11 protein-coding genes are annotated in these 20,926 nt (G+C 36.8%); 5 read left to right on the top strand and 6 right to left on the bottom strand.

Features of this window, described 5'->3' with window-relative positions:
• Nucleotides 1-100 precede the first annotated feature (100 nt).
• From R3E32_02295 to R3E32_02275, 5 genes are all read right to left on the bottom strand, one after another.
• Entirely contained in the window at nt 101-3,559 is a 3,459-nt protein-coding gene (locus tag R3E32_02295; GenBank protein ID MEZ4883540.1) for a hypothetical protein, read from the bottom strand.
• Between the two features lie 102 nt (nt 3,560-3,661).
• The gene (locus R3E32_02290; GenBank protein MEZ4883539.1) at nt 3,662-4,510 is read right to left on the bottom strand and encodes a glycoside hydrolase family 16 protein; all 849 of its coding nucleotides are present in this window, start codon (nt 4,508-4,510) and stop codon (nt 3,662-3,664) included.
• A gap of 140 nt (nt 4,511-4,650) precedes the next feature.
• Nucleotides 4,651-6,024, bottom strand: coding sequence for a T9SS type A sorting domain-containing protein (locus R3E32_02285; GenBank protein MEZ4883538.1), 1,374 nt, complete (start codon nt 6,022-6,024; stop codon nt 4,651-4,653).
• Between the two features lie 175 nt (nt 6,025-6,199).
• Nucleotides 6,200-8,137, bottom strand: a complete 1,938-nt coding sequence (locus R3E32_02280) for a hypothetical protein (protein ID MEZ4883537.1) — start codon at nt 8,135-8,137, stop codon at nt 6,200-6,202.
• A 207-nt stretch (nt 8,138-8,344) separates the two neighbouring features.
• Nucleotides 8,345-11,491, bottom strand: coding sequence for a glycoside hydrolase family 2 TIM barrel-domain containing protein (locus R3E32_02275; GenBank protein MEZ4883536.1), 3,147 nt, complete (start codon nt 11,489-11,491; stop codon nt 8,345-8,347).
• A 453-nt stretch (nt 11,492-11,944) separates the two neighbouring features.
• Here R3E32_02275 and R3E32_02270 point away from each other — a divergent pair, with 453 nt between their 5' ends.
• The 5 genes from R3E32_02270 to R3E32_02250 all read left to right on the top strand — a co-directional run bounded on the left by R3E32_02270 (nt 11,945) and on the right by R3E32_02250 (nt 19,558).
• Nucleotides 11,945-14,656 carry a hypothetical protein gene (locus R3E32_02270; protein ID MEZ4883535.1) on the top strand — a complete coding sequence of 904 codons (2,712 nt, stop codon included), beginning with the start codon at nt 11,945-11,947 and terminating at the stop codon, nt 14,654-14,656.
• Nucleotides 14,657-14,986: 330 nt separating this feature from the next.
• Entirely contained in the window at nt 14,987-15,535 is a 549-nt protein-coding gene (locus R3E32_02265) for a DUF4258 domain-containing protein (protein ID MEZ4883534.1), read from the top strand.
• A gap of 82 nt (nt 15,536-15,617) precedes the next feature.
• Nucleotides 15,618-17,591 (top strand): acetoacetate--CoA ligase, encoded by a 1,974-nt coding sequence (locus tag R3E32_02260; GenBank protein ID MEZ4883533.1) that lies wholly within the window; start codon nt 15,618-15,620, stop codon nt 17,589-17,591.
• A gap of 291 nt (nt 17,592-17,882) precedes the next feature.
• Nucleotides 17,883-18,272, top strand: a complete 390-nt coding sequence (locus tag R3E32_02255; GenBank protein MEZ4883532.1) for a response regulator — start codon at nt 17,883-17,885, stop codon at nt 18,270-18,272.
• Nucleotides 18,273-18,430: 158 nt separating this feature from the next.
• Nucleotides 18,431-19,558 carry a DUF3524 domain-containing protein gene (locus R3E32_02250; protein MEZ4883531.1) on the top strand — a complete coding sequence of 376 codons (1,128 nt, stop codon included), beginning with the start codon at nt 18,431-18,433 and terminating at the stop codon, nt 19,556-19,558.
• A gap of 66 nt (nt 19,559-19,624) precedes the next feature.
• Here R3E32_02250 and yjjX read toward each other — a convergent pair whose 3' ends face one another.
• Entirely contained in the window at nt 19,625-20,770 is a 1,146-nt protein-coding gene (gene yjjX, locus R3E32_02245; GenBank protein MEZ4883530.1) for an inosine/xanthosine triphosphatase, read from the bottom strand.
• Nucleotides 20,771-20,926: the final 156 nt, after the last annotated feature.

Below are 20,926 nucleotides of genomic sequence, written 5' to 3'. Positions count from 1 at the left end.
CATAGCTGCGGTATTTGAGGACAATTATGTTTTAAAATGCGAAAGATGAAATCTGTTTAATTAGCAAAGTAAAATTCCACTTCCCGAATCTCCCCCTCTTTCATTTTAATTCCGATTTTTTTATTTGAACCCTAATTTGAATAACATCACCTGTTCTTTCAAAGACTTGTTTGCTCATCGCTACATCCAAACTTAATGATTCAAATTTATTAATAGTATTGTCTTTACGAATTATTTCCAATCCGTTTGACTCAGCCAATTGATATACAATAGGCACTTGACAGAATGTAAAACAGAGTGAATCTGATTTTACCTCCAATTGCTTGTGTTCAGAGTGAACATCCACATATTCAAACACTTTACTATTAGTAAGTAATTCGTCTTTTCGCAATAAGCTAGGATTGAAGCAGAGTTTACCTTCTTTGATAAAGACTCCCAACTCTCCAAATCGGCTCAAAATATCTTCTTTCACCTGTCCTGTCATTCCAGGCTGCTGTGCGCCCCTTCCCGCAGGCGTATGCGAATAAGGGTCGGTAGGAAATGCGCCGTAGAGTTTTGGAGATTTGTGAACGCCAATACCTTCGTTGATTTCATAGTAATGCTCCAACAATCTGCCAATGACCTCAGCCTCCTCTTTCTCCTCGATCGCCTTCAAACAACACTCTTGAACCGCCAATTGCAGTTTAGAAACCATGTGCCAATAAATAGAACCTAAACCTTCATAGCCAAAGAATGTACCTGACCTTCCTGTGAATGCTTTGTGATTGAACACTTCTTCAAAAATTTGAAGCACCAAATCTTTGTCTTTTTCGACCAACTGTGAATAGCTACTTTCGGCAAGCTGCTCCAATGTAAAGCTCAAATCATTGGCATTTTTGAAGCTGCCATTGAAGTGATACTCGCCATTGATGTCTTTCTCGACAACTTGAGCATTCCCTTCCGAAACTAAGTACTGCAATAGTTCGGATCGAAGAATTGCTTTTTCGGGAATGGTATTTTTTGCAATAAATCCAAGTAAATCCTTGTTGGGGTAGAGTATATAACTGTATTGGTCTTCCCTAAACAATGCGCTGTTTTTCAAGGCATCTAACACTTTCAAAGCTTCCTTTGAAGAAAGATAACCCGCACTCAATACGGCTACTTGTCCTTCCAGCATTTCACTCAAATGAGAAATAGAAACTGCTGTGTCACTTTCAATTGTCACCAAATTATAGGAGTGGTATAGATTGTCGCTTCTTCGATTTGCTTCAATTGAATGTTCTAAGTATTGAAGGGAAATTTCTACAAAGTGCTTCAAATCAGCCAAACTGACTGTTTTCTTTACACCTGAAAAAGCGTGTTCATAAATCTGCCACCTAAAATCACTCCCTGCTTCTCCCAATGCGTCTAAAACCTCTTTGCGTTGGATATCATTGATTGCCCCTGACAACAAATCTATATGGGTATTAAAGGCATCTACAGTTTGAGTAAAGAAATTTGCTAATTCTTCGGAAATTTCCACTTCCTCCAATTTTGATGCCGCAAATACTCCTTTGAAGAAGTGCAAAAATCGTCTCAAATAGTACAACGTGACCATTGATATACCATTACCAACCAGAGCATTATTAGCATCATTCCATTCTGGGCGTTGTGTATTCATCCAAATACCTCCTTCAGGAATGAAATTGGAGAGTTTCGCCAATACTGTTGCCAGTATTTTTTCTATAAAGTTAACATTGTAAATTGCTCCGCTTTCATCTTGAAGCAATGCGCCATCTGCACCTTGCACCTCTCTTCTTTCACGTATTTTAGTGTCTAGATGATGATCAAAATCAATGGTATCTTTTGAGTTTTTTAGAATGTCTTGGTAGCTCTTGATTTTGTAGGGAACATTGGCATAGACAAATAAATCTTGGTTAAAATAGCTTTCCAGCTTACTCGGCTTGTATTCTTCTACAAATTCCAAGAACTTCAACAAATAAATGATTTGATGGTCGCCCCAATAACCAATATAAGACCAAGGATCGTCAGGTTCAATGGCTTCCCAGTCAAATCCATCTTTGGTGACTCTATATGGATTGTAGCCATCGAAAGTAGTGGCGTTCAAAAATTTATGGATCATGCTTTCGATGAATTCAGGGTAAGAATGAGCAAGTGCCTCCCAATTCTGGAAGATATCTCTCCAGTTTCCTTGATAGTCCAAAATCTTTGAGCCATCGACTTCACTTTGCGTATTGATGGAAAACTTGTTCCAAGGTCTGCTCGGGTCTCCATGTCGTCGGCTGAACTTCAAAGGCATATACTCCAAACACAGGCGTTTGAAATGTGGGTCATTACTTTGGTCGACAATCTCTTTTAGCTTCGATAAAGTAAAAATACCGGTTAGTTCATCCAATGTTTTCTTGTGAGCAGCATAGGACTCCTTGTTCGCTTTTTGAAGATAGTTCGTAAAATCCCACTTTTCGATTTGATAGTTGTTGTCGAAAATACCTCCTCGCATGATGTTGAAGAGGGTATTGGAGAAATGCCGGGAATCCCTGCGTTCATCTGCGGTCAATTGCAATCCATCGGAAGCAGCAGTCAGTCTAATCAACTTTTCTGTTCCCATCTGTATGTCTTGCTCAACCAATTGAGATAGGTTTTTGTCTTCTGTTATCGATTTGATAATCTGCGCAACTCCTGCATGGTTCTGATTGATATTAGCAACAATGTTCCACGATTTTTCTGTATTGGAAGGAATGGATAACTCGGTGTGTAGAAAGTAAGCTCCTTTTTCTGCTTTGACATCTATTTCTTCGTGAATGGCTTTTCCTTTTCGGAAGTTCTTCAATTGTAGGGACGAGACAAGGTATTTTGGGTTTTCTAAACCCATTGACCATGCTATGTTTGCTTTGAGGGCTTCACTTGGTTCTGCTTTATCGACAATGATGGCACTTAGGGCATAGATTCCCAAACCAGATTCCTTGTCCAGTTCGCTTCTTTTATAGGCATCCACCAGATTACTGGTGCTATTTTGTAAACCACTGGGAACGCCAAAGGGCATGATGTTTTGGATTCCATCCAATACCGAAATTTTGACTTCACTATCAGCGTGATTGACAAGTGTTGTCTTCCTCACAAAGCCATAGATATTGCTGGAACTCCATTGATAGCGAAAGGTAAGTTGAAGATTGTGATTGGTTTCTTCAAAAATCACTTTGTTTCCATAAACACTTTTGTATAGATTTCTAGTGACTGCATACATTCCATCGAATCTATCCGAAATAGGTTCCCAAAGGTGTGACTTACCTCCTTTTTCAACCCAAAAAATACTTTTACTGCCTGTGATTTCGGCAGATTCGGTGATTTTATCATGGGTATAATAGGGGAATAAAGCATTTTCTGCATCCTTTCTACCTGCACTCAATCCTCCATTACTCGAAACAAACATCCAGTGATTGGAGTCACTCACTATGCTCATAAAAAATGGCTCCATCTCATCACTATTGGAGATTTTGTAGTAGTTTTCGCCCTCTATTTTGACTCGGCTCATAACTACTTGTGACTTATCGACTTTTTGATTAGATTCTAACACATTCATTATTTAATCTCTTCAGTTTTCAATTCAATGAATAAAACTCCAATATCTCGATTTTGTAAGTATTTTCATACTTTAGGTAGAATAGGATAGAAAAATAATTATTTAATTAACTTCTTTGTAAACCCGTACATAGTCGACCAACAAAGTTTGTGGAAATTTTGTATCACTATTTGGAGATCCTACATAATCGCCGCCTACTGCTACGTTTAGTATCATGAAGAAAGGATGATCGTACACCCATTCGCCTGGCACATCTTCGGGAGCAATTCGTTGATAGAGATTGTCATCTACATAAAAATCAATGAAATCTAATCCCCACTCTATGGCGAAAACATGGAAATCTACATCAAAACGACTATTTTCTAATACGAAACTTGACGTAATAGAGCCCCCCCCCGAATAGCCTGGTCCATGTACAGTCCCTTGAACTAAAGTTGGTTCCTGTCCTCGATTTTCCATAATGTCAATTTCGCCACATTGAGGCCATCCTACGGTTTCAATATCACTCCCCAACAGCCAAAATGCGGGCCAAAGACCAAATCCCCTAGGCAATTTCGCCCGAGCTTCAAAGCGACCATAAGCTTGATCGAAAATTTCTTGTGTTTTAATTCGAGCAGAAGTATAATTTTTGCCTCCAAAACTTTCACTTCTTGCAACGATAGCCAGCATACCTTCTCCATCTAAAGATACATTGGTAGGAGCATTTGTATAGTACTGTAATTCTCTGTTACCCCATCCGTTTTGACCTGTTCCAATATCAAAAGTCCACTTTGTGGCGTCTGGTAATTCACCAGAAGAGCCTTGAAAATTATCTTCCCAAACCAACTCATAGTTTCTATTTGTTGTGTCTGCATCTTTTGTACATCCAGAAATTGCAAAAAGAATAAAGGATATAAGTACGCCATATATTAAAATATAATTTATTTTAATCATGTTGAATATTTTAGGCATTAAATAAATACTTTACAAAAAGATTGGTTATAGACTTTTGAAGTTTATCATTTTGAATAACACTAAATTATAGTCTTTCAATTCAATAGCAATAAACTTCAAAAGTCCTCTGTTTTTCAATAACCATTATTCAAAGTCCCTTACTCTTTAATAAGTTTCATACTGAACACACCCTGTGGTGTTTTTACTTGAGCAAAGTACAATCCTGCATCTAAGTTAGATGCGTCAATTTTTGCGATATTACTGTTATCTGGAAGTATAGACAATACATTTTTTCCTGCCATATCAAACACTTGAATAGAGGACATTCCTACATTTTTGGTTTCTAATGTCCAGCTATTCTGTGTAGGATTAGGGTAAACAAGTGCCCCTACTGACTCCAATATAATATCATTGGTGCTTACATTGCCATTAGAAGTAAAATATACATTGTCAATAAATACCGTACCATTGCCATCAAATTTCCATTGGAAAATATCATTCAAATCATAGTCAAATCCAGTAGAAGGATAATCTATAAAATGCTGCAATGGGATAAAAACACTTTTCCACTCTCCCTGAACCAAAGTCTCATCTCCACCAGATGTTGAAATAGAATACCTTGGCTCTGCAATGTTTCCACCAGGAATACCTGCGGTTGCGTCAATCAAATAAAAATTGAATAGTGTTGAAGTAGTTGCCCAATAGTCTAAATGTACATAAAGATATGAACTCAAGTTTACAGCATCCCATTGAGCACCATAAAAAGACAGGTTTTCTATTTTAATTGTTTTGTTACCGTCGCCTGCAATCTCTGTTTCTGAAATAGTACCTCCTCCCTGAAAAGCATTCAAGTTGAAATTAGTAACCGTATTCTCAGCTGCATAAGACTCACTGTAAACAGAAAGTACCTCGCTTGCATCAATTGTTGGATTCGGAGCTGATACAGTAGGCTCGCCTGAAGGCGGAGGAGAGGCATTGAATGTAACATTGTCAAAATATACTACATGCCCAGTTGCTCTTGGACCATAACTTGGGAAAAAGATAAATTGGTCTGGGGTTTCAGGGGCTCCTATCCATCCAGACATATTAAATTCAATTAACACCCATGCATCTGCAACTGAATTAGGAATAACAACTTCAGGAAAAGCAAATCCAGTTGGTGACGCAAATTTGAGCGCAACAGGTGCAGCAAAGCCCTCTTGGTAAACCATCATCCTTACAATCTTGTTTTGCTCCGTAATAGTAAAGGTTCCTATATCAGAACCGTGCATGGACTCACATCCAGCACTACCCCAACCTGCATCAGTTGCATAACTTATATCCATTTTGGCAACATTGGCAGAACCATTTAGGGCATCAACTGAAGGATTGGCGACCACGCTAAAGGTAGGATTGCTTTCTCCCATTGGTGCTTCAAAAGTTGCCCATGTCCAAGATGCGCCAAAACCATCTGGCTCAAAGTCAATCGGTGCATTTTGTGAAAAAACGAATGTTACTTGTAGTAAAAGAATTAAAAGAGTAATTTTTTTCATTGTATTTGTTTTATAATAATTAAATATATTTATTAAAAATTAAAGTAACTTCACAATTCCTATTTCAGTAAAACACATCATGAAGTTACTCTTTTGTTAAAGTTAAATGATTTTTACTTATGAAAGCAGGTATTTTCTAAATAAATATTGCCATTTCCATCAAATTTGAATTGAATTATTTGTAGAAATACACATTGTCCAAGTTAATAGTTGGAATATCACCTGAAAGTACCAATTGAGCCAAGTTTTTTCTACTATTCAAACCTACGAAATTAGATAGTGGAATGTCTAAGCTAATCCATTGATTAGTAACTAAGGTTGGGCTGCTAAAAGGCAATTCGTGGCTAGAATCATCTCCTCCACCAAAACTTCCATCTGCTCCAAAATCTACCAATAAAATCTTGAATACTGCTGGCGGTGCGGTTGGGTCAGGTGTCCAAATATCCATATGGAAATGGGTCATATCGCTTGCATCTATCTGCTGAGAAACAAATTCGATTCCAACAAAATTGAGTAGTTTGTATTGCTTTATATCGTCTCCCTGTACTTGAATGTCAAAGTTGACTGCCGTTGAAAATTCCCAGAATGGATTCCACGTATCTACTGGCACATCGTTGTAAGCATTACTAAACAGAGAGATTACATTTGCAGCATTACGAGTAGGCGTTGGGGCGGGGGTAGTTGGAGCAGATAAATCTTCAACTTCTTCATCAGATTTGTAGAAATAAACGTTGTCAATAAAAACGTTGGGGAGGTCTCCAGATAAAACTAATTGCCCCAAATGTTTTCTGTTTAATAAGCCTATGAAATTCGCTAATGGAATATCCAAACTTACCCATTGATTGCTAACCAAGGTAGGACTTGTAAAAGCTAGCTCATGGGAAGTATTGTCATTGCCTTCTACAACTCCATCTGCTCCAAAATCGACTAATAAAACCTTGAATGCCGCAGGAAGATCAGTTGGATCAGGTGTCCATATATCAATATGAAAATGCGTCATATCAGTTGCATCGATGGTTTGAGTTTTAAACTCAATACCGACAAAATTGAGGAACTTATATTGCTTCACATCATCTCCATCTATTTGGAGGTCAGAGTTTGTCGCTGTTGAAAATTCCCAAAATGGATTCCAAGTATCAACTGGAACATCTACATAAGCGTTGCTAAACAAAGAAATTACGCTATCTGGGTTCTGTGTTGGAGTAGGAGCTGGAGTTGCAGGTCTTACAGCTTCTCCTGTAGATACAACTTTTAAAGAACCTACTGCATCAAGTCCTGCTAGTTTGGCACTGATCACTGCTTCCTCACCACCAACTACAGATACAATACCTGTAGGACTCACTGTTGCAGTACTGGTATTAGAGGAAGTGAAATCAAAATAGGAAGGAGCAGTTTCTACTCTTTGATTGGCACCTGTAGAGAGGTTGAATATGGTGAATGTTCCACCAATTGGTAAGTCATCACCTATCTCAGCAGGAATCTCTTGGTCTTGTCCCTCCAATATTCCAGTTTCGGCAAGTACTATATTGCCTAGTTTTTCAAACTGTACTTCATCAATCCAGAAAGTATAGCCTTTTCCATCTTCTGGTCCTTCAGAGTAGAAAAACATCCCTTTTTCTTGGATTAATTTGGAAGGATCGGGGATTGGGATGTAGTATTTCTTCCAGTTAGTATTAACGTTTAAACCAGATATAGTTGCCACATATTTGTTTTCATCCAAATCATTTCCAAAACCCACAACATCGATTGAGGCAGCTTTAGAGGCTCTTGCCCAAAAAGTAAGTGCATCATAACCAGAAAGATCTCGCCCTGAACCTAAATAAAAACTTCCTCCTGCATAAGCTCCTTCTGGATCTCCTACATCGGGAACAGCAAATCTCATAGACGCAGTTCCATCATATTTTATATCTGTATCTACATCAAAAGCGGTCACTTTTGACCCACCAAATGCAGCATATTCCATGCCTCCTGTAAAGGTATCCAAAAAGACATCCCCATTGGTCGGAAAGGAGGCTGGTTCTAATTCATCGATGTCTCTGGAACAGCTAAAATTTATTAGAAGAAAAGTTATCATTAGCGCAATCACGCTATTATTGCAATGTATGCTTTTCATTTTGTTTGTATTTTTTATTATTGATTGTGAGTATTGGGATAAAATAGATTCTTAGAGATTTTGAATGGTCAAATGATATTTTTGAAATATCAGGCTTTTGAAGTTTTTCATTAGGAAAGAAAGTTAATAAAATTTTACAACTTTTTTAACTGCAAACTTCAAAAACCCTTTATTTCACCAACCAAATAGCAATGGAGCTATCTTTTTTTACATGATATTGATGTGCAAATAGGTTCTGATTTCCCATTCGGAGCCATTTCCATATCCTAATGCATCTGGATTACATTCTAAATCACCTGTCACCCCTAAGCTTTCTGTTGGGCAGTAACGCGGAGAATACTTATCTAAAGAACGCCATGTGTAACGCAATCCCAATTGTGAATTTGGCAAGCCAAACCAAGATTGTTTTCCTACAGTTGTGGATAGATCTGCCGTAAGTTGTAGTGGGAAGGTCTGGTTAAAGTCACGGTGATAGTCAAAAGGTCCCCAATCATCTACTTTTACGATAGACATGAATTTTACTTTTTTGAAAATAACACGTAAATCACCTCCAAATCTTTCAATCAATCTATCATCGCTACCGTTGGCTTGTGCATTTCCTGCATAAAGGTTGGCAATCAATCCCAAGTCTGGATTTACCTTTGAAACAATTCGTGAATTTACTTCCCATAAATCTTCTGCTGGTGGAGCACCAGGGAAAGGAAATGTGGTACGTCCATCTGCAAAGATACCAATTGCAGCATCTTGAGTAGTAGGCAAATGACGATATACAAAGCCAAGATTTGCTGCAAATTTTGCATCTTCCGCCATATCGTTGTCCCACTCATACATCCAAGTACCTGGGGTAGGGTCATAAGTTAATAGTATTTCTCCTGCAACCGTTTCTCTGTTGCCTCTCACTACAAAAGGATCATCTACGATGTTTCGAGGTCTTCCTGGAGCAGCTACGCCAGTTGGAATAGGCCCAACAATTGGCTTTTGCCACAAGAAGTTGGGAGCAATTTGGAAATTACCTGTTGTATAAGTAAAACCAGTCAAAAAGTTGTATTGATTTCCACTACCACTGTCTTTTAACCTCCAACCTGTATAAGTTCTTGTATAATCTGCTCCGCCAAATGCGACCAATCCCATTGCAGCACCCTGTGCATACCAATTGATAGGACCTGAAGAGAACGTAATTTTGGCTTTTCCTCCCCAAGTATCTTCTGGTTGAATCTCATCTTGATATATTGGAGAATCTAATCCCATATCTTCGTCAACCACTTGGAACTTTCTTCCCACCAAAGGGTCGCCTCCCCAAATACCTCCAAGCTCGATTCCCAAAGCACCTATTTCTTTCTCCAAATGAAGTGTCGCTCTACGAGTTCTAGGCATAGGTATCGCAAATGAACTCACTGCAGCACCTGGCTCATCAATGTCTTCGTGAAAAACACCTGTCACATCAAAACCTGCAATATGACGACTGTATTTCACTAATACTGCGGGGTTTGCTCCCCACCAAAGTTCAGGGCCAAATGCTACTTTCAGTCCTTTTAACCCTTTTTTTCCATCAATCTCAAAACCGAAAGGAGCTTCACCATTGTAGATATCTATATTGGGACCGTAATTTGCCTCTGGATACAAGCCAAAAAAGTCTCCTTCATACCCCCAGTGATAATGACCTGTACGATAAAAACCTCTGAGGTCAAACTCTTTACCCTTCCATTCTACGTCTGCTTGATAGAGTTGAAGGCGATTGAGAGAAGGAATAGTCAAAGCTCCTTGATTGGTATTTACTTCACGTACACGCCCTCTATTTTCATAGAAAATTTCATTGATAGGATTTTCCGCTACGTTTCCAAGAATATTGAAGGTTACATTTGCTCGAACACTTGCGCTCGGATTTGCTTCAACACCTACATAGAAGGATTCCATATGGTCGAAACCCTGAAAACTTGGGTAGGTCAAATTTTGAGGATCTTTACTTTCGGGTGTTGAAATCAAATCCCCTCCCGTAGTGAAAGTTGTAAATTCAGCTCTCAAACCACTTAAACGAATTTTTTGAGATTTTTCACCTTCCAAAGCAGCATTATCTCCTCTTGCTTTGAGAACAGCATCCATGAGGTTAATATTTGAGAAATGATTAGTTACAGTCTCAAGAGTAACCCCATTCATATAAGGATTTAAGGAATGTGCTTCTTTAAGCGAATAATAGGCTGCACGAGGATAGAGTGTATAGAGTCCACGTTGATTGGTTTCTCCTTTGGCGCAAATACCAAACCACTCTTCGTTCATATTATTTTCTCCTTGTACAAAATCCCTTTGGTATCCACCATTAGACCAAGAAGCGTTATTATCATGAACATCTAAATTTATTGTTTGTCCAAATTTCCACCACCCATCACTGAACTGGAAAGTAAATCCACCGATAGAGTTTCCTGCTTTTCCCAAACCAGCTGCATTCTCATATATCTCTTTCCAGTTGCCTACCATATAGTAAGCTTGTGACTGCTGATCTTCTGCGTTTTCAATAGCATTGAAGGCATCTGCACCAAATTCAGTAAATAATATAGGTTTGTTAACTTTGTCTCTAACAGTTGTGAACGCATCCCCAAAAGATACTCCACGATACATATTTACACCATATATATCAACATCTTTACATTCTTCAGCAATGATGTCGATAAACAAAACATCACCATTACAGATTGCCACAGGATGGGATCCATCCATTGACTTCATTTTAACAGCTGCATCGTTCATGAGTTTGTACATGGGTCTTCCCCGTTTTTCCCCCACTTCTCTTTTTTTATCCTCTTCATCTGGAAAATCTTCTGTTTCTGCGCCTGCCCAAAAAAGACCATAGTTGTTTTCATTTCCTAAAAGATACAAGAGTAAACCTGGTGTATTCTTATACTCTTCGGTCATTTTGGTCACTTCTTCCATTAACAATTTTTGTGTTGCTGGATTTCTATAATCTGTCACAGCTACCCAAGAACCGTTTATGCTAAGACCATAGCGACCAAAAGAATGATTCAACATTGTATAAATACCATATTTTTCGTATATGTATGCAATCCACTTTGGTTGAATTCCAGTATATATTCGGATTGTATTGACTCCCATATTTTTTAAGAGAGACATTTCAGCATCTAATGCTGCTTTAATCACATCATCAGATTGATTCCACAAACTGTAGTTGAAGTTAGTACCAATCGGAAAATAATCCCAGTTCATACCATTAACCATAAAGTCATTCCCATTTACGACCAATCTCATTCCATCCTTATCCTTTGAGACGGAAACTTGGTTCGTTTGGGTAAATGCAGGACTTGCCAGCAATAAAAGAAGTAGTGTTAAGTAGAAGTTTTTCATTTTGTTTGTTGTTTGTTTGCAATCTGAATGAATGTTATTCACTATTTCACTTACAGGAAAATTGTGTCATATAACTTCATGGAATATTTCTTTTCACTCATGAATTTAATGTATTCTTTGCAAATATAAACCTACTTTTGTGATTAAGTTCACAAATTCCTTCTATATTAATGGAAGACGTAGTTCATCAATTATTTCATCAATTATTCCTGAAACTACTACAAAATGACATTTTTGAAAAAATAATCATTTATTATTCAAACATTTAAGTCATTAACAAACTTGCTCATGATTAATTTTGACTACATCACAAAATATTTTCCTTGCTTGATTCTTATCCTTTTTATAAGTCATCAAGCTTACTCTTTTTCTGGAAAGTATCCTATTCAAAATTTTACTCCTACAGAATATAAGGCGGGAATCCAAAATATAGATTTCGCTCAAAATCGAGATATGAACGTTTTTGTAGCAAATAATTTGGGAGTCCTTTCTTATAATGGAAATGATTGGAAAGTACACAATTTCAAAAATGACAAGAAAAAGAGATCTTTGGCATTTGATGAAAACAACAATCGCTTGTATGTGGGTTCTCAAGGAGAGTTTGGATTTTTTGAAGAAAATTGGAAGTATACCTCTATTGTAGATATTATCCCAAAAGATTCGAAAGATTTCGACGATGTTTGGGATATTTTCTTTTTAGACTCCAAAGTTTATTTTTGTACCTTCAAAGGAATTTATATATATGACAACGAGACGATTACAGTAATTCGAAATCAAGAAGGGTTGAATAGGTCATTTTACGTTGATAAAAAAATATTCACCCAAAATCAACAAGGAAGGCTTTTTGAAATTAAAGGTGATAAGCTGACTAATACTTATCCTCAAAAACAAACTGGCCAAATTATTTCAGGCATATTGGCAAAGGATGGAGGACATTTGTTGTTTTATAATTCGGGACAAATTGAGTTCAACGCTGCATTTAGTGCTACCGAATCCTACGAGGATTTAATTAAAACTTTACAAGGAAAATATGTCAATCATGTCCTTCAACTTTCAGATACTCGTATAGCTATTTCTACGCAGACTTCAGGCCTATTTTTGTATGACTTCCAAACAAAATCTATCGAAAATTTAACTACCCAAGATGGTTTACAGACCAATGCATGCTTACGTTCCTTTCAAGATTTTTCAGGAAATTTATGGATAGGAATGCAAAATGGAATTGCGCTCATAGATATAAATTCTCCCATACAATTCATTAATGGAAAAGCAAACGTACAAGGAAGTGGATACGAAACATTTGAAACAGATATAGGTACTTATTTTACAACCTCAAATGGAATCTATTTTTTGCCAAAAAATGCCAATCAAAGTGTATTTTTGAAGGGAACTGAGGGCCCTGCCTATGGTATGCAAAAGATTGCAGGAAAACTTTATGCTGGACACCACACCGGCTTATTTCTTTTAGAGAATGGTAATGCAAAACGTTTGGTCAATACTGAGGGTTTGTGGCAGGTAAAGCAATTGCGTTCTAATCCTGACTTTGTGATTGGAGGTGCTTATGACGGTCTATATCTTTTTAAGTTAAATGAAAATAAGGTGTTAGAAGGAGTTCAAAAAATCAATGGCTTCAATGAATCCAGTCGCTTTTTTGAAGAAGACAATCAAGGAAGGATATGGGTTGGACAGTTTTACAAAGGTTTGTATCAACTACAATTAACAGAAAATTTAACCGAAGTAAGTGTCAAGAAAATATCTGATGACTATGATTTGCCTATTGACGAACAGATCATCCTCAGTAGAATTGACAATGAGATTTATATAGCAACAAAAGCAGGACTGTACAAACTCGACCAAAAAACAGATAGAATCGTAGATGCAGATTTATTTTCGAAGTATATTGGAAAAAAAACGGTTTACCTAATTACACAAGACCTGCAAAAAAATATACATCTGTTTGCAGAAAACTTGGTGGGTTCTTTTAAACAAATTAGTTCCAATAACTATAGCTTTGTTCCTTCTTCCTTGTTTCAATTTCGCTATTCTTTCAACAATGACCTTCTCAATATATCGATAAATGTAAATAGTGGTATTTATTACAATGCAAATAAAGGCTTTATACATTATCAACCTGAATTGGAAAATTATCCAGCACTTAAGAAGCCCCTTGTGGTCGGTAGGGTTTTTAGTGTTGCGGAAGATAGCATTTTATTTGTCCGAAGACCATTTGAAGTAGAACCTGAAAATAAAGAGAAAATAATCAAAGTCAATTCTTACCAGGCAAAGGTCTTGCAGTTTTATATAGAATCATTTCAATTCAATGTAAATAGCCAACAGTTTCGATATTTTTTGGAGGGTTTCGATGAAAAGTATGGAGAATGGACTACGGTTACTACAAAAGAATACACCAACCTCAATGAAGGAGAATATACATTCATTGTACAAACTCGAAATTATTTTGGAGAAACAGTTAGTAGTCATCCTTTGGTATTGAAGGTTGCCCCGCCGATTTATAGGAGTTTGTTAGCAAAAATATTGTATGTAATTTTTGGTCTTTTGTCTTTGTTTATGGCTTTTAGATTTCAAAGGAATCGATATAGAAAAAAGGAAAAAAAGATTGTAGAAGTCAAAAAACAATTGCTTTTAGAGAAACAACAAAAACTAATCGAAATAGAACAACAGAAAGAGCAAGAACTTACCAAATTGAAGCAAGAAAAAATGTTTGACGAATTGAATCACGTAAAGAGTTTGTTGGCTGCTTCAACGATGAATTTGGTTGTGAAAAATGAATTCATTGAAGGAATTAAAGAAAATTTGAAGCAGGTCAAGCGCAAAGGAAAAAGCAATGAAACCAAACAAGCATTGGAACAAATAGTGAGAGAGATAGATACAACGCTAAGACTACAAGAAGATTGGAAACAGTTCAAACATCATTTTGACCAAGTACATAGTGACTTTTCTATTCGTTTGGCTAAGGAATTCCGTGACCTCACTCCCAATGACCAAAAACTCTGTGCTTTTTTGCGTCTGAATTTGAGTACAAAAGAAATTGCCAGTCTTATGGGAATATCTATAAGAGGGGTAGAAATTGCTCGTTATCGCTTACGTAAAAAAATAGGTCTCGAAAAGGGACAAAACTTGTCTAAGTTTATACTAGAGTATTAACCATAATATGATTTTCTGACAAAATCTGTGAAAATTGATTTCCCTGCTGCAATGATTTGACATTCTACATTTTGGGGTGTGTGGATTTTGGAGGGATTTTTATGTCCGATACTTCTCCCACATAAACAGGAACATGGGTAATTTCCTGTTTTGGAGGAATTGTAAGAATGGTGGACACGCTTGTTGCAGGAACTAAGCGTCAGCAAGCAGAAAGCTAAAAATAGCGTCAATTTTTGCATGATAATGGCTTACAAAAAAAAGTTTTTGCAAATATGCCCGAAGCGTTGTATTATTGCCCTTTCACTTCAAAAATTTCGCAAATCAATAATAATGGCAACTCCTACTAAAAAACAAAATATTGTTCTTAGCACAGCACTTTTATTATTGCTTTGGCTGCTACAGCACTTTGGAATTATTGATGTTTCAGAATATTTCCCTCAAGACAACAAAAATCCTTCTATTGAAGAACAAACCAACACAGAAAAGGAGAACAAAGAACCTTCATTGCCTTCCGCTCATTCCAAGACCACAGAAGAATTGGACAAAGCTCCTAAAGCATTGCCTAAAACAAAAACGCCACCTCCAAATACGGTCAATAGTGATCTGCTTTCTGAACGCCTGGTTTATACACGGCATGCACGTTGTAGAATGGACTGTCGGTATATTTCGGAAGCAGAAGTCGCTTATATTCTGAGGAATGGAAAAATCAACCCTCAAAAAAGCAAACCGCACGATGCCCCCTGCCCTACTTATGCATTGGAGGGAATAACACCAGACGACCGACAAGAAGTTAGAATAGTTTTTGCGGCCTGTGATGATGCAACTAAGGTAATTACTACCATTGATTTGGGAAAGGAATACCAATGTCATTGCGAATAAATAAAGAAAACTGATTACCTAATTTTTTTTTTGCGTCTAAAGAATAATTTTGACACTCTCCAAAAAAAATACTTTTAATAACATGATTCCTCTTTGGCAACCTTCCGAACAATTCCAACAAAACTCTAACCTCAAATCTTATATTGATTGGTTGATCATCAACAAAGGGTTAGAATTTGGAGAAGATTACCACCAACTTTGGCAATGGTCTATTGACCAACTTGCAGTATTTTGGGAAACGATTTGGGAGTACTACGAAATCAAAAGTTATTCTCCTTATCATCAAGTATTGTCTATTCCTGAAACGGATACAATGATAGGCACGAAATGGTTTGAAGGAGCAACACTTAATTATGCTGAACATGTTTTTCGAAATCAAACTGATGCGTATCCTGCCATTGTTTTTCAGTCCGAAACTCAAGTTCTGACCCATATTACATGGCAAGATTTAGAGCATCAAGTAGCGACTATGGCCACTTATCTAAGAAGCATTGGGGTGGAAAAAGGAGATAGAGTTGTCAATTTTATGCCCAACATCCCTCAAACAGTCATTGCATTCTTAGCCGCCAACAGTATCGGAGCTATTTGGTCGAGCTGTTCGCCAGATTTTGGCACCAAAAGTGTAGTTGATCGATTTCAACAAATTGAACCCAAAGTGCTTTTTACAGCCGATGCATACAGTTATAATGGCAAGATTTATGACAAAACAGAGGCTATTCAATCTCTTATTGCAGATTTGCCTACTTTAGAACAAGTCGTTTATTTACCCTACATACATTCTGACCGCAAAGGTGATAACATTCCCAAAAGTGTTCTTTGGCAAGAAGCTATGAACACCCCAACTCAACATTTAGTCTTTGAATCTGTGCCCTTTGAACATCCTATTTGGATTGTCTATTCTTCAGGTACTACGGGCAAACCCAAAGCCATCACACATAGTGTAGGAGGTTCATTGGTAGAACATTACAAAGCTTTGGGTCTTCATCAAAATTGTCAAATAGGGGATCGTTTCTTTTGGTATTCTACTACGGGTTGGATGATGTGGAACTATGCCCTGGCCTCTTTATTGTTGGATGCTACGTTGGTAATTTATGATGGGTCAGCAGGTTATCCGAATATAGAGCAATTGTGGAATTTTGCAGAACAAGCACACATCACCCATTTTGGTGGCGGGGCAAGTTATTATATAGCCTGTATGAAAGATGGCTTAAATTTTGTGAACTCCAATAAATTAGCTAAACTACAATCCATTGGCTCGACTGGCTCACCACTTCCTCCCGAAGCTTTTGAGTGGATTTATAATTTTGTGAAAAAAGATGTATGGCTCATTTCATTGAGTGGTGGAACCGATATTTGTAGTGGTTTTGTAGGAGGCAGCCCTTTTTTACCTGTTTACAAAGGAGAGATTCAGTGTAGAATGTTGGGAGTGGATTTGCAAGCATACAATGAGGAAGGAATTTCGGTCATTGAAGAATTGGGCGAAATGATTATTGCTCAACCCATGCCTTCTATGCCTATTTATTTTTGGAATGATGCTGGAAATCAACGTTATCACTCCAGTTATTTTGAGACATATCCCAATGTATGGCGACATGGTGATTGGATAAAAATAACCGATAGAGACACTTCTATAATCTATGGGCGTTCCGATGCAACGCTCAACCGTGGAGGAGTCCGTATTGGCACAAGTGAGGTATATAGTGGGGTGGAACAATTAGAGGCGGTGAAAGACAGTATCGTAATATGTTTGGACAAAGAAGGAGGTCAACATTACATGCCTCTCTTTGTTGTATTACAAGATGGCTTAAAATTGACTCCGGATTTGAAACAAAAAATCAAGAACAATCTTCGTTCACTATTTAGTCCGAGACATGTACCTGACGCTATTTTTCAGATTGAAGAAGTACCTTATACTATTAGTGGCAAAAAAATGGAAACACCTATCAAAAAAATATTGATGGGAGTACCTCTTGAAAAAGCTATCAGCAAGGGTGCTATGAAAAATACACATTCACTTCACTATTTTATTAATTTTGCAAACGAGAATAAAATTTAATTTTTATATGCATTTAAATAAATAATTAACAATTATAATGGTATTAGATGTATAATATTTTTTTTCTTAAAAATACGGTATGGTTCATTAGCTACCTAACATTTTAGACCCTTTTTAGGGGACAAAAAATAAAATCTAATTTTTATAATTTAAAATTTTTACTTAAATAAACAATAATAAGTTAAAAATAATTATTAAGTTTTTTTACCTATTTGAACTGTTAAGTAAAAACAAGCGGCTTATGAACCATACCAAAAATACATTTAAATTCACAACTATTTTGCACATAATATGAAAACAATAAATTCAGTTTTATTAATTGAAGATAATGAAATAACAAATTTCTACAACAAACATTTGTTTATTAAAAATGGATTTGTAGAAGATGTTAAAATTGCTACGAATGGGAAAAAAGCACTGGAATATCTCTATAGTGCTGAGAATAAACCAGACCTGATATTACTTGACCTCAATATGCCTGTCATGAATGGTTTTGAGTTTTTGGACGAATATGAAAAAATGGATTCTGAGGTGCGAGAGGGAATTGTTATCTGTGTGTTAACCACCTCATTACATGAAGAAGACTTGGAAAAAGCAAAGAAGTATGAGGTCATAAGTCAATACTGCAAAAAACCTCTTTCTGCTGATCAAATTCAAAAAATTATTACTCAGTTTTTCTAATCTCCCCATCGTATTTTTTTTCAATTAGATTTCATCCAGTATACCTTTTTTTATAAGAGTTTAGTTATATTACCACTTCAAATCAACTATCTACTTGTTCATGCCATTAATCAAATAGCTAATATAACAGCATTCTTAGCCATTTTTCAAAAAATATTATGAATATTTTACTACTAGAACCTTACTTTACTGGCTCACACGCTAGTTGGGCAGATGGATATGTGAAACACAGTGGGCATCAAGTAGAAATTTTTAAGCTCCAAGGTTATTATTGGAAATGGAGAATGCATGGAGGAGCAGTAACCTTGGCCAAAAAGTTAATGAAAAGCGATTTTCAGCCCGATTTGATTTTGGCTACCGACATGCTCGACCTAACTACCTTCCTTTCGCTTACCAGAAAAAAAACAAAGAACGTTCCTACAATTGTTTATTTCCATGAAAATCAATTGACTTACCCTTGGTCGCCCGTAGATGTAGATGTAGCATTGAAGCGTGATAACCATTACAGTTTTATCAATTACACTTCTGCCTTAGCTGCCGATGCTGTTTTCTTCAATTCAGCTTACCACCATCAATCCTTTCTTACTGCCCTCCCTCGGTTTTTGCAGCAATTTCCCGACCACAACGAACTACAAACAGTCATGGAAATTGAAGAAAAAAGCTATGTGTTGCCATTAGGTATAGACTTGCAGATGTTTGATAGATATAAGCCTTACTGGCTTCCTGTCAATGAAGTCCCTTTATTGCTTTGGAATCACCGCTGGGAATACGACAAAAATCCACAAGAATTTTTTGAAGCCCTTTATTTGTTAGCCGCAAAGGGAGTTGACTTTGAATTGGCAATTTTAGGCGAACAATTCAGCCAGCAACCTAAAATATTTCATCAAGCTCAAAAACGACTAAAGGATAAAATCTTGCATTATGGTTTTGTAGAAAACTTTGCAACCTATGCAAAATGGGTATGGAGAGCTGATATTTTGCCAGTATCTTCCAAACAAGATTTTTTTGGAGGAAGTGTCGTACATGGTATTTACTGCAATTGTTTTCCGATTATTCCCAATCGATTGGCTTACCCAGAACATATTCCCGAAGAATACAAAAACCAACACTTGTACGATAGTTTTGAAGATTTTGTGATTCGATTAGAAGATGCCATCATCAATATTGATCAAACAAGAAACCGAGAGGTTCAAGATTATGTGTCAAGATATGATTGGCGAACAGTAGCACCTCTTTATGACGAAACCTTTGAACGTGTGCTCAAACAATACCACTCAATCTACTAAAATAGAAGAAGATACATACTTTACAAATTTAATTTCAATAAATAACAAACGATAAAGTCATTTTTTCTATTCATTGACTCCCTTCACCATACTGTACACTACCAAATCCACAAAATGGTCATATAGCCATTCTGCATCCTTCAATGTACCCTCCTCTCGAAAACCCAATCTTTCAGGTATTGCACGGCTTTTGGCATTTTCTACCGCACACCTTATTTCGATTCGATGTAGATTCAGTGCATCAAAACCGTAGTCAACCAATGCTTTACAAGCATGAGTCATGATTCCTTTTCCTTGATAAGCATCCGCCAACCAATAACCAATACTTGCTTGTCGGTGCATTTGGCTAATCGTATTGAAACTAATTACGCCAGCCAGTTTTTCTCCAAGCCAAATTCCCAATACCAAGTTTCGGCCTACTTTGTAATCTCGAATTCCTGCTTCAATATTGGCCAAAGAATCCCCAACTGTTTGATTGAAATCAAGCCACGGCAACCATTTTCGGAGATATGCACGATTGATTTCGATGAGTGCGAATTGCTCCTCAGCATGTTTGGGTTCACGAATAGCTAAATAAACATGCTCGTTTACTGGAATCTTTAACATTGGAATTAGTTCTCCCTCCTCTTTTTTTATTGAAGAAAACACCTTCCGTTTTGTGTATAAGTCATTATTTTTGAAGGGAATGATTGCTAAAATTATTGCTTGTTCGTAGAGAATTACCCGATTCATTACATTCTGAGTTAGCAATCCTGTTGCCCCATTTTTCTGTTTAGAGTTGTTGTCTCCAAAAACCAAATCATTGGCGTGTCCCAATTCATAACCTTGGTGTATCAAATCTGCAATAGAAGGAGCAATCTCAAAAGAAGCCGTCCTTGCCTTTCCAATAATTGTTGGATTATCTTTAGAAAGCACTATTATCCATGCAAAAGCTTCCATCTTCCCTGCAATATTATAAGTTAATCCACCTTCAATTCCTACCCAAAAATTGGCATCCTGTGACTCTAATCGTGCATTTTTTGCCCTATTCATTGCTCCTTCAAATGTCTCTACATCACTCATAGGTTGGTCACTGACACCAGAACCTACACTAATTCCCTTTACTTCAAAGTCATGGTTGGAGAACATTCTCTTAAAACCCAATAAAGTAGCTTTGATCTTTGTAGGGTTGGCTGATGCCACAATGATATTATTATTTTTTAGAATAGTCAAACTGAAAGTTTTTAAGGATAGAAAATGTATTAGTTATGGAAGTCAAAGGTAAAAAATTCTTAAAATCTAAAACTCGAAATAGGCTTATAGATAGTTAATTACCATTATTTTTTATCTATTCTATTCATGTTTACCAAAGTGGACTAATATTTGCTG

The organism is Chitinophagales bacterium, from assembly GCA_041392475.1.
GTDB lineage: Bacteria > Bacteroidota > Bacteroidia > Chitinophagales > UBA2359 > JAUHXA01.
This window is presented reverse-complemented; position numbering and strand designations above follow the sequence as displayed.